The sequence below is a fragment of the Hanstruepera marina genome (genome assembly GCF_019880635.1).
Classification (GTDB): Bacteria; Bacteroidota; Bacteroidia; order Flavobacteriales; family Flavobacteriaceae; genus Hanstruepera; species Hanstruepera marina.
The window spans coordinates 272,427-289,484 of sequence record NZ_JAINVX010000005.1 but is presented as its reverse complement, the minus strand read 5'-3'; the positions used below and the strand labels follow the sequence as shown (position 1 = coordinate 289,484).

Here is a 17,058-nt window from a genome sequence, read left to right as displayed (position 1 = left end):
GATTGCATGTTTTTAAGTTTCACTATCACAAATATGATATGTAAATTAAACAATAACAGTTAATGAGTGTTAACGTGTGTTAACCGATTAGCAATACTAATTTTTTACCTATACATTTGAATTATGAATGACATACGTTATAAGTGGATTTTAAACACCATTGTGGTTGTTATTTTATGCACAATAGCTATACAGGTATATTGGAACTACAAGAATTATTTGACCAACAAACAACAGCTTATTAATGATGTTCAAATAAGTTTAGACAATGCTGTAGATGGCTATTATACAAGTATTGCACAGCATAACACAATGGCTTTTGCATTTGAATTAAATAATGAATCAGACTTAAAAAATAAACAGAAACAAATTGATAGCATTATACAGAATATTGATTTGATTTCTCAAAACATTTTAAATGACGACTCTTTAAGAATAGATATATTAGAAGATATTTCGGTTATAAAAGAAAACGATTCTATTAAAAATAAGGTTGTAAAAAAATGGATGCCTTCACAGTTGGAAATTAGAGCAACAAACCATTCGCATTTAGATTCCCTAACCGAAGACTCTTTTAAATTACTGACTTCAAAAGTCATTTATTCCATGACAAATGATAGCTTAAAAATTGACAGATTAGACTCGCTTATACAACTAGAACTCGATAGAAAAAGCTTAAATGTTGATTACGCCCTGCTATTTAAATCTCCTTTTGATACGTTACAATCTAAAAATTACAGTTCGATTAAAAACAGCCATTTAAAAACGATGTCAAAATCAGCCTATTTACCAAAAGGTAGCTTACTGGAAATTCGTTTTACCAACAGCACGGCTATAATTTTGAAACGCATACTATCTGGTCTTTTCTTATCACTTTTGTTGGTTTTAGGTGTTATTGGGTGTTTATTTTACCTATTAAAAGTTATTAAGCACCAAAAGCAATTGGCTGAAGTAAAAAACGATTTAATAAGCAACATTACGCATGAATTTAAAACTCCAATTGCCACCATTGGTGTTGCTCTAGAGAGTATTAAGAATTTTAATATCATAAACGACAAGGAAAAGACCAAAAGCTATTTAAACATGTCTGAAGAGCAATTAAAAAAGTTAAACACCATGGTGGAAAAACTTTTGGAAACAGCTTCACTTGATAGTGATAATTTAGAGCTTAAAAAGGAATCTGTTAATGTCTCTGAATTAATTGAAAAATTGGTTTACAAACATCAATTACAAATACAATCCAAAACTTTAGAACTAACTGACTTTAACTCTGATATTTTTGGAACTGTGGATGTTTTTCATTTTGAAAATGCCATTAACAACATAATTGACAATGCCATTAAATACGGTGGAGACACCATTAAAGTTAGCCTATCTAAAAACAGCATTGGCTTCACAGTTTCGGTTTCTGATAATGAAAATAGTCTAACAGAAGAGCAAAAACATAGGATATTCGAAAAATTCTATCGCATACCCAAGGGCAACACACATGACGTAAAGGGTTTTGGTATTGGCTTGTATTACACCAAAAAAATAATAGAAAATCATGGCGGTGTTATTTCATTGAAATTAGGAAACAATCAAAAAATCTTTAAAATAACTTTACCTAATGGCTGAAAAAACAACCATTTTATTAGCCGAAGACGAACCTGCTTTAGGCCAAATTATTAAAGAAAGCTTAGAAACACGTGATTTTGAAGTCTTACTTTGCGCAAATGGTGAAGATGCTTTTAAAACCTATAACCAAGAATACCCTGAACTTTTGGTTTTGGATGTTATGATGCCAAAAAAAGATGGCTTTACATTGGCTAAAGAAATACGTGCTATAGACCATACCATTCCTATTATTTTTTTAACAGCCAAATCGCAAACTCATGATGTTGTTGAAGGATTTACCATAGGCGGCAATGACTATCTAAAAAAACCCTTTAGCATGGAAGAATTAATTGTTAGAATTCACAATCTATTAAACCGTTCTGCTAAAGAACAAACTAAAGTAAGCTATCAAATAGGTAATTATGTGTTCGATTTTCCAAAACAAACTCTGTCCTATAAATCTGAAAAACCTGTTCAGCTAACACATAGAGAAACCCATTTATTATTTCATTTAATAAAAAATAAGAATCACGTTTTAGATCGTTCGGTTATACTAAATAAACTTTGGGGGAATGACGATTTTTTTAATGCTAGAAGTATGGATGTTTTTATAACCAAACTTCGCAAAAAACTTAAAAAAGATGAAAGCGTTCAAATATTAAATGTTCGCGGGTTTGGTTATAAATTAATCTGTTGATTTTTGGATTGATTTTTGTACTTTTCGATTTCGTATGAAATGGACATTCTCTTTTTTATTATTTTTTTCAGTACAACTATATTCTCAAGATAGCCTTAAAGCTGCTTTGCTTGAATCTTCACCTTTAAAAGTACAATCTATCGTTGGAACAGATAATTTCGATGCGCAATACTACATAAACAATAATGTCTTTCATAAAAAAACGGATACTAAAACTATAAATTTTAGCGCTATTCAATTAGGGGAAATTGCATCTACCGATATTTATAATCCGCTTAAAATGATACTTTTTTATAAGGATTTTAATACCGTAATTGTTTTAGACAACCGATTGGCAGAGATATATAAAATAGACTTTAATGTTAGACAGCCTTATCGAAATGTAAGCCATGTTTCAGTTGGAAATGACAATACTATTTGGACATTCAATCTAGATTTACAGCAATTACAATTATATGATTATTTAAACAATCAGGTTCGAGCTACAGCCTTACCCGTGGTTTCAAATGTTTTGGATTTAGCCAGCAATTACAACTACGCTTGGCTTCTTACTGAAAATTACATCTACAAGTATAGTTATTTTGGTAGTATGCTGTATAAAATAAAAAATGACGGCTATACAGCTGTTGAAGAACGCAATGATGATGTCGTATTAAAAAAGGGCGAAAAACTATACTTTCTTAAAGACAAAACTGAAGAAATCATACCTATCAACCTACCTGAATTGTTAATAAATCAGTTTTTTGTAACGGGTGAAACCTTGTATATTTACGATTCTGAAATCCTTTATAAATTCCAACTAAAAAACTATTAAACTATGCATGTTGCAGTAGCGGGAAATATTGGCGCTGGAAAAACTACGCTAACAAAATTATTGGCAAAACATTACAAATGGGAACCACAACTGGAAGATGTTGTGGACAACCCCTACCTTGATGATTTTTACAATCAAATGGAACGTTGGAGTTTTAACCTACAAGTTTATTTTTTAAATAGCCGTTTCAGACAAGTCAATCAAATAAGACAGAGTGGCAAAGATATTATTCAGGACCGTACCATTTATGAAGACGCACATATTTTTGCGCCCAATTTGCACGCCATGGGCTTAATGACCAATCGTGATTTTGAAAATTACCGTTCGTTATTTGACTTAATGGAGTCGTTTGTTCAAGGACCAGATTTATTAATCTATTTGCGTAGCTCAATACCTAATTTAGTTAATCAAATCCACAAACGCGGGCGCGATTATGAAAACTCTATTAGCATAGATTACTTAAGCCGTTTAAACGAGCGTTATGAAGCCTGGATTCATGGTTATGATAAAGGGAAACTTTTGATTATAGATGTTGACAATATGGATTTTGTTTCTAACCCTGAAGACCTAGGAACGATAATAAATAAAATCGAAGCTGAAATTCATGGCTTATTCTAAAATACAGAATTAATTAAAAAACCACGCTTGATGCGTGGTTTTTTTATAGCTATTTATAAAAAGAAACTATTTATTCTTTTACGATTTCTTCCTCAACTTCTTTTGTTTTATCAATAACTTTTTCTTTAAATTGAGTAGCCTCGCCTTTAAGTTTATCTACTTTGGCTTGAACCTCTTCTGGAGTTCCAGAAATAACAGATTCTTTAACTTGAGACTCCCCATTTACAACAGTTGTAGTTTTTACAATAGCCTTGGCTAAGTTCTCGTTTAAAATATTCATTTCAACCAATACCTTCTTAACCTTTTGCCCCTCTACAACCTCAACTTCATTGTCATTCATGGCAACACCTTCTTCAATAGCGTGGCCTCCTAATATTGGAGCAATTACCAGACCTACTAAACAAGTTAGTTTAATTAAAATGTTCATAGAAGGCCCTGAAGTATCTTTAAAAGGATCACCAACAGTATCACCAGTTACAGCTGCTTTATGCGCATCTGAACCTTTATAGGTCATTTCACCATTGATTTCAACACCAGCTTCAAATGATTTTTTAGCATTATCCCATGCACCTCCTGCATTGTTTTGGAAAATAGCCCACATAACACCAGACACACAAACACCAGCCATATAACCACCTAGAGGTTCAGCACCAAATACCAATCCGATGATGATAGGTGTAATAATTGTAATTAAACCAGGCAATATCATTTCTTTTAACGCTGCTTTGGTAGAAATATCTACACATTTTGCATATTCAGGAGTTCCTGTTCCTTCCATAATACCTGGAATTTCTCTAAACTGACGACGTACTTCCTGAACCATTTCCATTGCTGCCTTACCAACTGATTGCATAGCCAAAGCGGAAAAGATTACCGGAATCATACCTCCAACAAATAACATGGCTAATACATCCGCTCTAAAAATATTGATACCGTCAATTCCCGTAAATGTCACATAAGCCGCAAATAATGCTAAAGCTGTTAAAGCTGCCGAAGCAATAGCGAAACCTTTTCCAACAGCGGCAGTAGTATTTCCTACTGAATCTAAAATATCTGTACGCTCACGAACGTGAGGCTCTAATTCACTCATTTCAGCAACACCACCAGCATTATCAGCAATTGGTCCAAACGCATCGATAGCCAACTGCATAGCAGTTGTTGCCATCATGGCAGAAGCAGCTAAAGCCACACCATAGAAACCTGCTAATTCATAAGAACCATAAATTGCTGCAGCAAATAATATAACCGATAAAAACGTAGACTTCATTCCTACTGCTAGTCCCGCAATAATGTTTGTTGCCGCTCCAGTTGAACTATTTTTAACGATGTCTAAAACTGGTTTTTTTCCTAAACTTGTATAGAATGCTGTTACCATAGAAATTAATGCACCTACAGCCAAACCAATACAAGCTGACCAAAACACATTCATTGAAGGAATGGCTTTATAACCCTCTCCAAAGAATTTCATATTCATAGTTTCTGGCAACATCATATCAATTAAGAACCAACTAGCAATTAATGTAATGATGATAGATACCCAGTTACCCATATCCAATGCTTTTTGAACTTGCGGTTCTTTAGCATCGTTGTTTGAGATTTTAACCAAGAATGTTCCAATGATTGAAGCCAAGATACCAACACCTGCAATAACGATTGGCAATAAAATTGGTCCCATGTTATTAAAATCATCAGTAAAAGGTGCGTTTAAAGACATATCCTTAATCAAATAATTCCCAAGCACCATTGCAGCTAAAACAGTCGCTACGTAAGAACCAAATAAGTCAGCTCCCATACCTGCAACGTCACCAACATTATCACCTACGTTATCAGCAATAGTAGCTGGGTTACGAGGATCGTCTTCTGGAATCCCTGCTTCAACCTTACCAACTAAATCAGCACCAACATCAGCAGCTTTTGTATAGATACCACCACCAACACGTGCAAACAAGGCAATAGACTCTGCACCAAGTGAGAATCCAGCCAATGCTTCAAGGGCCATGGTCATATCAGTATAGAATGATGAACCTCCATCCACAAACATTTTTACAAATACGAAAAAGAACAAACTCAATCCTAACACAGCTAAACTAGCTACACCCAGCCCCATAACAGTTCCTCCACCAAACGAGACTTTTAAAGCCTGTGGCAAACTTGTTTTAGCAGCTTCTGCAGTTCTAGCATTGGCCTCGGTTGCAATACGCATACCAATGTTTCCAGCTAAAGCTGATGCAAATGCTCCCACAATAAAAGCCACAATAATTATCCAATGGGTTGTATCCACCAACATTGAAATAACACCTAGTGCTACTGCTGCAATTACAACGAATACCAATAATAAACGATATTCAGCACCTAAAAATGCTAAAGCTCCTTCCTTAATAGCTTTAGATATACCCTGCATTTTCTCACTTCCGGCTGGTTGCTTTTTAACCCAAGCCATTTTCACCATCATAAACAGAAGGCCAAGTACTGCCATTGCAATTGGCACAAAAATCATGTTTGATTCCATATTAATTAGTTTATATTTTTAATAATTAGCAGGGCAAAAGTAGTGAAATGGATTTTAATAGAAAAACCCTACCAAATGTATTGTTTAGTAGGGTTTTAAATTTAATATTCCGTTTAAACTATATGGTAAAATCACCATTGGTTTTGTGTTCACTATTTTCATAGCGCTCCACACACTTGTTGAATATTTCATAGGCTTCTTGAGCATTTCCCCAACCACCAACATCAACTTTCTTTTTTTCAAGATCTTTATATACTTGGAAGAAATGGGTAATTTCTTTTTTTCTATGCGGATTCAAATCCTCAATATCCTTGTAGCTATTCCATATTGGGTCACTAACAGGCACGCAAACCAATTTTTCATCTGGTCCTTTTTCATCAGCCATATGGAAAACACCAATGGGTTTAACTTCCATAACGCACATAGGGAAGGTAGGCTCCGTACCCATAACCAATACATCCAAAGGATCGCCATCTAGGGCCAAGGTTTCTGGTATAAAACCATAATCACCAGGATACATCATTGATGAAAACAGCATACGGTCAAAACGTATTTTGTTAAGTTCAAAATCATATTCATATTTATTTCGACTACCTTTTGGTATTTCAATCAGTACATCAAATGTGGTTTTACCTGTATTTGTCATTCTTATTTTTTTTAGGACTGCAAAGGTACGGAAGAGTTTAGGTTTGGGCAACAGATAAATTAACTTTAAAATTATATTCTTAATTTTGAGCAAGAGCTTATTCAATATGAAACTTAAAATTTTCATTTTTTGTTTAATATTATTCTCTCTATTTGGATATCTACAATGGGGAGATAATAACCATATATTTTTATTTCAAGCAGAAATAGAAATCATCCAAAAATTATTTCAGGATCCTGGTTCAGTAATTCATCCGCTTACTTTACTTCCATTAATCGGTCAAGTGTTATTACTCATTTTATTATTTCAGAAAAAACCTAGTAAACTCTTAATATTTATTGGCATGGGTGGAATAGGGCTATTGTTTCTTTTAATGCTTTTTGTAGGATTAATTGGCCTTAATATCAAAATCATACTATCTACTTTGCCCTTTTTAATAATCTGTGTTTTAATCATTAGATATTTTCGGGGCTTGAAACATTTAGACTCACAAATGTTAAAATAAAACCACACATTTCATTTTTTCATATCTTGTTGTTTCAATCAAAAAAATAATCAAACCATACAGCATGAGAAATATAGTAATCTTCCTCGTTTATATTTTTTGTTTTTCAACTATGCAGTCACAAACACAACCTTGGCAAGGTAAGTTTGAACCTATTGACAATATGATTGCACCTCCCAATAGCTATCGCACAGCCAGCGGTGCACCAGGTAAAGCCTATTGGCAACAACGTGCCGATTATAAAATAAAAGCCACGCTAGACGAAAAAAACAATATCCTCTCTGGAGAAGAGACTATTACCTACCACAACAATTCACCAGATGATTTGAGCTATCTATGGATTCAATTGGAACAGAATGTCAATAAGAAAGGGAATCCAGATTTTGGTGATGCTTTTGGTGGTGTTCGAGATAACATGACCACCAAACAAATGCAAAGTTTAACTCGTGCCATTGATTTTCCTGCCGGTTACACTATTAAATATATCAAGGATGCTTACGGTAACAGTATGAAAGCTTTTGTAAACAATACCATGATGAAAGTCATGCTAAACAAGCCCCTAAAACCTGGCGAATCCATGAATTTTTCTTTGGCTTGGTCCTATCCCATAACCGACAGAAGTATGTTTTTGTTGTCACGCGAAGGCTATGAATACTTCCCTGAAGATGATAATACAGTCTATCTAATTGCCCACTGGTTTCCAAGAATGGCTGTTTACAACGACACCGAAGGTTGGCAAAACCAACAGTTTCAAAGGTTAGGTGAATTTGCTTTAGAATTTGGCGATTACGAAGTTGAAATATCTGTGCCTGAAGACCATATTGTAGCCTCAACTGGGCGACTTCAAAATAGTGAGTCAGTATTGACCAAAACACAAAGACAACGTTTAGCGCAAGCTGAAAACACATTTGACAAAACCGTAATGATTGTTACAGAAGATGAAGCTAGAGCCAATGAAAAGTCTAAAACAACCCAACTAAAAACCTGGAAATACACAGCTAAAAATGTCCGAGACTTTGCCTTTGCTTCTTCAAGAAAATTTATTTGGGATGCTCAAGCTGTTCAATTGGAAACCAACAAAGTTATGGCCATGTCATTTTATCCCAAAGAAGGCTTGCCTGTTTGGAGTGAAGAATCAACCAAAGCTGTAAAAGCTGCTTTGGAAGTGTATTCTGAAGCGACTTTTGAATACCCATATCCTGTGGCTATTTCTGTCAATACATCCAATATTGGCATGGAGTTTCCTATGATTAGTTTCAATGGTGGCAGACCACGTAACGGTAAAATGAGTGATAATGCCAAATCGGGAATGATAGGGACAATCATTCACGAAGTGGGGCATAACTGGTTTCCTATGATTGTAAGTTCCGATGAACGCAAATGGATGTGGATGGATGAAGGACTCAATACTTTTTTGCATCAACGAACCGTTGCAGAACGCTACCCAGAATTCCATAGTACAGAACCCAAAGATATTGTTCCTTTTATGCAAGGTGACAAAAACATTTTACGCCCTATTATGACCACTTCAGATAGTGAGTTGCTCACTCAATTTGGTGCAAATTTTTATCAAAAGCCAACCGTAGGCTTACAAATGTTACGTAACTCTATTATAGGCGAAGAATTATTTGACCAAGCGTTTAAAGAATATGCCAATCGTTGGAAATATAAACACCCAAATCCAGGTGATTTATTCAGAACATTGGAAGATGCTACAGCAACGGATTTAGACTGGTTTTTTAGAGGGTGGTTTTTTACCACAGATAATGTGGATATGGAATTAACAGATGTAAAGTGGTATAAGGTTTATGAAGAAGATTTGAATATTGAAGACCAACAGAAAAAAGTTAAAATAGCAGCTACAGGAGAAGGCACTGAACAAAAAGCAAAAGATTTTTCAAGCGGCCCAGATATGATTAAACTATCAGAAACACCAGATCAAGCTTATGGTCAATTTTTATCACGTTTAGATGAAGACGCATTACGCAAGCAAGTTTCAGGTAAAAATATTTACGAAGTAACCATAAAAAATGTTGGTGGATTAGTGATGCCTGTAAAAATAGAATGGATTTATAAAGACGGCACAAAAGAAACCGATATGCTTCCCGCAGATATTTGGAGAAGAAATGAATATGAAATCACTAAAACATTTCTAAAAGATAAAGAGGTTGAAAAGGTGAATTTAGACCCAAACTTTGAATTTGCTGATACGGATATGGCTAACAATAGTTTTCCAAAAGTTGAAGAATCCTCGCAATTTGATGAGTTTAAAGAAGAAAAACAAAATTAGAATTCAAATCCAAAACTGCCTGTGATTCCAAAATCTCGGGCATTTGGGCTATCTAGGTAATTGCCTCTAAAATTAAAGTCAATTCTAAAGATTTTAAAAATATTACCTATACCGAAGCTGTATTCGTAATAAATTTCATTATTTGGAGCGACCAAAGGAATGTTTGCAGGAGCACTTAATGCAATGTTTTCATCAGAAAGGCTTCCCCAAACTCCTCGAATACTAACAATTTCCCTCCAATCTAATTTTCGCAATAATGGTATTCTAGAAAACAAACGACCATTAAAATTATGCTCTAAAAACAACGCAAGATACGTATCAGTTACAAACTCATAAAAATCCAATTGCGAAAACGATTTGTAAATTGAAAAATACGATTGGTTACCAGGAACAACACTCAATAAACCAAGAGGTACTTCTCCAAAAGTCTTACCGGCTTCAATTGTAGAACGCAAACGTCCGAAGCCACCTATTTGCCATGGTTGAATATATGAAAACTGCAATTTTGTATATTCAAAATCACTATTCAACAAATCTTTTCTACCTACACTCAACTGCGCAAATATTGACGCGTAATTATCGTTAGCATTAGTACGCTCTACACCATGCCCTGTCATCTTTCTGTTTGGAAAATAAGATAGTGCCAACGTATTTTCCAACTGTTTAATTTCAGACGAAACACCTGTTGGTGAATCTGGATCAACATAATCTAAACTAAAGGTTGGTGACGCAGAAGACAAGGTTCTATAATCAGCACCATATCTTATCAAGAAATTTTTAACAGGCTCAATTTCCAATGCAATAGTGCTTAAAAATATGTTACTTAACTTATCGTTTGGGGCTGTTGTAAATACTGCATTCGACGCCAAACTTCTCCCTAAAACATCTTGCGACGTTGTTAAACTAGCACCTATTTGTTCAATATCGCGCCTATGTCCTGCAGAGATAATAAGCCTATTTCTTTTATTCAATAGCCATTTTGCCGAAATACCATATTTAAACTTATCGTCTTTAAAACCATAAGCTAAAAATCCTTGCAAACGCCATAAATCATTTCGTCCAAAATAGGTTCGCCCACCTGTTCGCAACCTTAAGCCTTCAACATCGTTATACCCAAAAGTTGATAAAATTGGGCCATAATCAATGTTCCATCTATCAATCTCCACATATCCAGAAGCCAAAATAGAACCGTAATTATAGAGTCGCTTAAACTTGGCAACCGTTTTTAATGTGTCTAGCATTTTATAGACTCCACGTTCGTCTTTACTCAAGGATTCCATTCTATTTTGATCCCAAAAGGCATCATCACGATTATACGCATCCTCGTTGTAATTAAAAACTTCCTCTTTATAGAACTTTTCGTCTTTTACTTCATTAAACACATAATTGTCATACAAAGTGGTTCGCTTACCATAAATACCACGTGATTTCTCTTTTTTATTAAAGGTGAAATCAGACATAAAATAATCACGCTTAATTAAAAAGAGTGTATCGTTTACAACTTCAAATTCTTGTTCAATATAAATTTCCTTTACCCAGTTAATGTTAGCACTTTTAGAGGCCTGCATATTAATTTCTTTGAGTGCGTAAGTTGAATCGTTTACCCAGAAATCGCCTTTAAATGTCAATTCATTCTTACGTCTTGGGTAATATATAATATTGTAGCACCATTTGTTATCAATAAAAGCACTATCGGCCAATACGTAATTATAGGTATTAATTCCTGTTGTTGAAATTGGACTTACAAAACTCTTGTCAAAAAACTTTAGATAGTTATCGTAAACATCATATTCTGAATAAAGATCTTTTATAAAATCAATAATAGACTCATTATTACTAAAACCTGAATTTTTGTTACCCTTAAGTTCAACCTTTTCTTTATTTAGAATATTGTCACCGTATACTTTGGCAACTTCCTCATTAATAAATATGGGCAAATAGGTTTTCCCCGTGACTTTGGAGGTATCAACCTGTTCAAAAACAAATTCCATGCCTTTAAACAGCTTCCCATTCATTAAGGCACTATCAATTGTATTTAAATCAAATTCAACTTTCTCATATCTATCATAAGCATATTGTTTGAACTGCCGTAAACCGTTTTGTCGTTTACGCTCCCATATTTTTTGCATGATAGCAATTGCAGGGTTCTCTTCAGCCTTTTTCGATTGCTTTCCAGTAACAATAACAACTTCGCTTAAGGCAGCAGCCTCCTCCTTTATTACAAACTTTAAATTATAGTTTACTTTCTTTTCCAGTGATACCTCAATAGTTTCATAACCTACAAAAGAAACAATTAAAGTCTCCCATGTACTATCTGATTCTAAATAGAAACGTCCCTCTTCGTTTGTTATGGTACCTTCAAAAGAACCTTTAAATATAATATTGGCAAAGGCAACGGGATCATCATTCTCATCATACACATAACCGCTAACTTTTGTTTGAGCAAAAGCTGAAACCAAAGCCAGAAAAAAACAAGTTATAAGTAGATTAAATTTCATAATGACAAAAAAACTTCATCAACAATGCTGCCAATGAAGTTTATAAACGTAAGAAATATTTTTTTATTTGTATAAAACCTTCTTAACTGCCTTAACAACATCGTTGCTATTTGGCAGCCATTCTTCCAATAAAACTGGCGAATAAGGCGCAGGTGTATCTGCTGTATTTATTTTCACAATAGGTGCATCTAAATAATCAAAAGCTTTAGACTGTACTTGATAAGTAATCTCGGTAGCAACATTGCCAAAAGGCCAAGCTTCTTCTAAAATCACTAATCGGTTGGTTTTTTTAACCGAATTTAAAATGGCATCATGATCCATTGGTCTTACTGTTCGTAAATCTATGATTTCACACGATATGCCATCTTTTTCTAATTCATCAGCAGCTTTGTAAGCTTCCTTAATAATCTTTCCAAAGGATACAATGGTAACATCAGAACCTTCACGCTTGATATCGGCAACACCTAGAGGTATAGTATATTCCCCTTCTGGCACTTCACCTTTATCTCCATACATTTGCTCACTTTCCATAAAAATAACTGGATCGTCATCTCGTATGGCCGATTTTAAAAGTCCTTTGGCATCATAAGGATTTGAAGGCACAACTACTTTTAAACCAGGAGTATTAGCATACCAACTTTCAAAAGCTTGTGAGTGAGTTGCCGCTAACTGACCAGCAGAAGCTGTAGGCCCACGAAATACAATTGGGCATTTAAACTGTCCACCAGACATCTGTCTAATTTTAGCAGCATTATTAATAATTTGATCAATACCTACCAAAGAGAAGTTAAAGGTCATAAACTCAACAATTGGTCTGTTACCCGTCATAGTTGAACCTACAGCTATTCCAGCAAAGCCTAACTCGGCAATTGGTGTATCTATAACGCGTTTTGGACCAAACTCATCTAACATACCTTTACTCGCTTTGTATGCTCCATTATATTCAGCTACTTCCTCTCCCATTAAATAAATGCTGTCATCACGACGCATTTCTTCGCTCATAGCCTCACAAACCGCTTCTCTAAATTGTAATGTCTTCATATTCTATTCATAATTAGGAAGAGCAAAAATAGGAAATATTAATAATAAAATTGTATAAAAAAAACTGTATATTTTGCAGTGCAAACCATAAGTCTTACCTTTATTTTTCAACATTATCATTATGCTTCACCATAAATTATTAGTACTTCCAATTTTATTGGTTTCAGTATTAGGTTTTTCACAAAACCCTATATTATGTCCTCATTTATCTGATACATTTAAAATCTCTGAATCAAGTAATGTTCCAACAATAACAGAAAATGACGATGGCACAATTATGCTCATAAGCCCTCAACAATATATTACAGATATTTTTAATAACTATAGCATATATGGATTTGAAAGAAGTTTCCCAACAGCAGATTCAGAACCATTGTCTCAATATTATACTATATTCTTTGAAAACAAAGATTTAATTGTCGATTTATATCATAATGTCCCTTCAGAAATATTTGAATTTAATTATGATGATGAAACGGTTCCAACAATAACGACAATTGACCAAAATATAATTGATAACCTCAACGGTAAAACTTTTTATTTAAAATCAAGGTGCTTCACAGGTTCTGGTGGATTAACTTGTGAAAACACTGAAGAAGAAACCCCAGAAGATATGATTATTTTATTAGAATTCAACTATGATAGTAGCACTGAATTATTGAATATTTCTTCTCCTGAAATAACACCTTGTGGCAATAGTTTTAATATTGATTATACTGGAAAAACACATAATCAAATTTCAATTTGGAATTCGGTGCCAGAAATTATAAATGAAAGTTATGAAACTCCTTACCCAGACTGTCATGCTTTTGAGAGTTCATTATACAGAATTCTCGGCGTGACGTGTGATGCTAATCTTTATGAATTTATGAACTACAGCTATAATAACAATGAGCTGACACTATCAAAAGAAACAGGTCTTGAAGCAATAGAATATTTGAAATTTGAAGATTACAGCCTATCTACACCTTCAAATAATTTAGATAACATTCAATTAATTACTCCTTCAAACAGTGAACAAATTTATTTTAAGAATATGAAAGATTCCTCGTATCAATTTGAGATTTTTGACGTGTCTGGCAAAAGCTTTATTAATTCTACAATTTATGGCAAAGACAAAATATCAATCAATCAATTGCCTAAAGGTCTATATTTTATTAGACTTAACAACTCCAAGAGTAAAAAGGTATTTAAGTTCATTAAAAAATAACCCTACTTCATTCCTTAATTACCAATTCTAGAATTAAAATACTATGCGTGCATAGTAAAAAATCGGAATAAAATAATTACCTTCGTAACCTCAAAAAAATATACTTTTTACTAAAAATTATAGATATGAAAATATTAGTGTGTATTAGTCACGTTCCTGATACGACTTCCAAAATTAATTTTGCTGACGCCGACACAAAATTTGATACCAATGGGGTACAATTTGTAATCAACCCTAATGATGAATTTGGCTTAACGCGAGCTATGTGGTTTAAAGAAAAACAAGGTGCCAATGTTACTGTTGTTAATGTAGGTAGTGCCGAGACAGAACCAACATTACGAAAGGCTTTAGCTATTGGTGCAGATAGCGCCATTAGAGTAAACACTGAAGCCAAGGATGGCTTTCAAGTAGCTAAAGAACTAGCTAAAGTTGTGCAAGATGGTGGTTACGATTTAGTAATTGCAGGTCGTGAGTCTATTGATTACAATGGCGGAATGGTTCCTGGAATGCTTGCAGGCTTAACCAATGCTAATTTTGTAAATAACTGTATTAGTTTAGAAGTTGATGGTACTAATGCCAAAGCCGTTAGAGAAATTGATGGTGGTAAAGAAACTGTTTCAACAAGCTTACCATTAGTTATTGGTGGACAAAAAGGTTTAGTTGAAGAAAGTGATTTACGAATTCCAAACATGCGTGGTATTATGATGGCTCGTCAAAAACCGCTACAAGTAACAGAACCAACAGGAGCAAATGCCGAAACTACATCAATTAAGTTTGAAAAACCAGCTCCAAAAGGTGCTGTAAAATTAGTTGATGCCGATAATGTAGGTGAACTTGTAAACTTACTTCACAACGAAGCAAAAGTTATTTAATTAACGCTTAAAAAAAGAAAACATGTCAGTTTTAGTATATACAGAATCAGAAGAAGGAAAATTTAAAAAAACCGCTTTAGAGGTAGCCTCTTACGCAAAGACTGTTGCAGACCAAATGGGCACAACTGTTACCGCCATTGCTTTTAATGCCAATGACACTAATGTTCTAGGCAATCATGGTGTTGAAAAAGTATTACAGGTTAATAACAGTTCATTAGACAAGTTTAATGCCAATGCCTATGCAAATGTTATAGCTCAAGCAGCTAAACAAGAAGGCGCAAAAGTTGTCGTTATTAGCTCAAGTGCAGATAGTAAATATTTAGCACCTCTTTTAGCTATAGATTTAGATGCTGGTTATGCTTCAAATGTTGTTGAAGCGCCTTCAAGCACATCTCCTTTTACAGTAAAGCGCACAGCTTTTACAAACAAGGCTTTTAACAATACAACAATCGATACCGATGTAAAATTAGTTGGTGTTTCTAAAAATGCTTTTGGCGTCCATGAGAGTTCGGCCTCGGCTTCAGTTGAAGAATTTTCTGCTAACGTTCCAGAAATGGGTGTACAAGTAGAGTCTGTTGATAAAGTTACAGGTAAAGTCACTATTGCAGATGCAGAAATTGTAGTTTCTGGTGGTCGTGGTTTAAAAGGCCCTGAAAATTGGGGAATGATTGAAGAATTAGCGGATGTTCTAGGTGCCGCTACCGCCTGTTCTAAACCTGTAAGCGATTTAGGCTGGAGACCACATAGCGAACACGTTGGACAAACCGGAAAACCAGTTGCATCTAACTTGTATATAGCTGTTGGAATATCTGGTGCTATTCAACATTTGGCAGGTATTAACGCTTCAAAAACCAAAGTTGTTATTAATACAGATCCTGAAGCCCCTTTCTTTAAGGCTGCCGATTACGGTATAGTGGGAGACGCTTTTGAGGTTGTTCCTAAATTGATTGAGAAATTAAAAGAATTTAAAGCTCAACAGTAATTTATTTTTTTATAAATTGTAATTATATAAAGGGCTGTTTTAATTGGGTTTTACAAGGTTAATTAATATTTTAATGTTGTAAATTTAAAGTAACAAATCTGTCTATTTTTACTTATAGAAGTTGTTAAAGTCCTAATTAAAACAGTTCTTTGTGTTTTATAAACTATGAGTTTAGTTCGACTAAATATAAAGGGAATATCATATAGCCAGACACAAAATGGCGCCTATGCTTTAATTTTAAACGAGGTAGATGGTGATAGAAAACTACCCATTGTTATTGGTGCTTTTGAAGCGCAATCTATCGCCATAGCATTAGAAAAAGAAATACGCCCTCCTAGACCCCTTACACACGATTTATTTAAAAATTTTGCCGACCGATTTGATGTTGTTGTCAAGCAAGTTATTATCCACAAATTGGTTGATGGTGTGTTTTACTCCAGCATTATTTGTGAACGTGATAAAATTGAAGAAATTATTGATGCCAGAACCAGTGACGCTATTGCATTAGCCTTAAGATTTCAAGCACCAATATTTACTTATAAAAACATTTTAGATAAAGCAGGAATCTATTTAAAAATCAACCCAACTAAAGAAGAAGATGCTGAAGATGATAGTGTTTTGGTTAACGATTTAATTGCTGAAGAATTAGAGGCTGGCGCTACTCAAGATGATTTAAAAGACAAAACGTTGGAAGAACTGCATAACATGTTAGACGAAGCTGTTTCTAACGAAGATTATGAAAAGGCCGCCAAATTGCGTGATGAAATTTCAAAACGCTAA

14 protein-coding genes are annotated in these 17,058 nt (G+C 34.2%); 10 read left to right on the top strand and 4 right to left on the bottom strand.

Going from position 1 to position 17,058, the window contains the following annotated elements; all coding sequences use genetic code 11:
- Positions 1-123: 123 nt before the first annotated feature.
- The 4 genes from K7G76_RS13775 to K7G76_RS13760 are packed head-to-tail and all read left to right on the top strand — an operon-like array spanning position 124 to position 3,725.
- Positions 124-1,617 carry a sensor histidine kinase gene (locus K7G76_RS13775; protein ID WP_223034797.1) on the top strand — a complete coding sequence of 498 codons (1,494 nt, stop codon included), beginning with the start codon at positions 124-126 and terminating at the stop codon, positions 1,615-1,617.
- A complete protein-coding gene (locus tag K7G76_RS13770; RefSeq protein WP_223034796.1) occupies positions 1,610-2,293 on the top strand; it encodes a response regulator transcription factor in 684 nt (227 codons plus the stop codon). Before K7G76_RS13775 ends, K7G76_RS13770 begins: the two co-directional genes overlap by 8 nt.
- A gap of 34 nt (positions 2,294-2,327) precedes the next feature.
- A complete protein-coding gene (locus K7G76_RS13765) occupies positions 2,328-3,107 on the top strand; it encodes a hypothetical protein (protein WP_223034795.1) in 780 nt (259 codons plus the stop codon).
- Between the two features lie 3 nt (positions 3,108-3,110).
- Positions 3,111-3,725 (top strand): deoxynucleoside kinase, encoded by a 615-nt coding sequence (locus K7G76_RS13760; RefSeq protein ID WP_223034794.1) that lies wholly within the window; start codon positions 3,111-3,113, stop codon positions 3,723-3,725.
- A 70-nt stretch (positions 3,726-3,795) separates the two neighbouring features.
- Here the strand turns inward: K7G76_RS13760 and K7G76_RS13755 are convergent, their stop codons facing one another.
- Complete coding sequence (locus tag K7G76_RS13755) at positions 3,796-6,234, bottom strand: sodium-translocating pyrophosphatase (protein ID WP_223034793.1); 2,439 nt, start codon at positions 6,232-6,234, stop codon at positions 3,796-3,798.
- A 118-nt stretch (positions 6,235-6,352) separates the two neighbouring features.
- A complete protein-coding gene (locus K7G76_RS13750) occupies positions 6,353-6,880 on the bottom strand; it encodes an inorganic diphosphatase (RefSeq protein ID WP_223034792.1) in 528 nt (175 codons plus the stop codon).
- Between the two features lie 106 nt (positions 6,881-6,986).
- Here K7G76_RS13750 and K7G76_RS13745 point away from each other — a divergent pair, with 106 nt between their 5' ends.
- Together K7G76_RS13745 and K7G76_RS13740 are read left to right on the top strand one after the other, a co-directional pair.
- Positions 6,987-7,385: a hypothetical protein gene (locus K7G76_RS13745; RefSeq protein ID WP_223034791.1), complete on the top strand. Its 399-nt coding sequence runs from the start codon at positions 6,987-6,989 to the stop codon at positions 7,383-7,385.
- 112 nt (positions 7,386-7,497) lie between these two features.
- Entirely contained in the window at positions 7,498-9,675 is a 2,178-nt protein-coding gene (locus K7G76_RS13740) for a M1 family metallopeptidase (RefSeq protein ID WP_255573032.1), read from the top strand.
- Here K7G76_RS13740 and K7G76_RS13735 read toward each other — a convergent pair.
- The gene (locus K7G76_RS13735; RefSeq protein ID WP_223034789.1) at positions 9,672-12,173 is read right to left on the bottom strand and encodes a DUF5686 and carboxypeptidase-like regulatory domain-containing protein; all 2,502 of its coding nucleotides are present in this window, start codon (positions 12,171-12,173) and stop codon (positions 9,672-9,674) included. The two genes, K7G76_RS13740 and K7G76_RS13735, sit on opposite strands and share 4 nt — an antisense overlap.
- A 63-nt stretch (positions 12,174-12,236) precedes the next feature.
- The gene (locus K7G76_RS13730) at positions 12,237-13,214 is read right to left on the bottom strand and encodes a pyruvate dehydrogenase complex E1 component subunit beta (protein ID WP_223034788.1); all 978 of its coding nucleotides are present in this window, start codon (positions 13,212-13,214) and stop codon (positions 12,237-12,239) included.
- Positions 13,215-13,335: 121 nt separating this feature from the next.
- Here K7G76_RS13730 and K7G76_RS13725 point away from each other — a divergent pair, with 121 nt between their 5' ends.
- The 4 genes from K7G76_RS13725 to K7G76_RS13710 all read left to right on the top strand — a co-directional run bounded on the left by K7G76_RS13725 (position 13,336) and on the right by K7G76_RS13710 (position 17,058).
- Positions 13,336-14,424 carry a T9SS type A sorting domain-containing protein gene (locus K7G76_RS13725; protein WP_223034787.1) on the top strand — a complete coding sequence of 363 codons (1,089 nt, stop codon included), beginning with the start codon at positions 13,336-13,338 and terminating at the stop codon, positions 14,422-14,424.
- A gap of 125 nt (positions 14,425-14,549) precedes the next feature.
- Positions 14,550-15,296: an electron transfer flavoprotein subunit beta/FixA family protein gene (locus tag K7G76_RS13720; protein ID WP_223034786.1), complete on the top strand. Its 747-nt coding sequence runs from the start codon at positions 14,550-14,552 to the stop codon at positions 15,294-15,296.
- A 22-nt stretch (positions 15,297-15,318) separates the two neighbouring features.
- Positions 15,319-16,278 (top strand): electron transfer flavoprotein subunit alpha/FixB family protein, encoded by a 960-nt coding sequence (locus tag K7G76_RS13715; protein WP_223034785.1) that lies wholly within the window; start codon positions 15,319-15,321, stop codon positions 16,276-16,278.
- 165 nt (positions 16,279-16,443) lie between these two features.
- The gene (locus tag K7G76_RS13710) at positions 16,444-17,058 is read left to right on the top strand and encodes a bifunctional nuclease family protein (RefSeq protein WP_223034784.1); all 615 of its coding nucleotides are present in this window, start codon (positions 16,444-16,446) and stop codon (positions 17,056-17,058) included.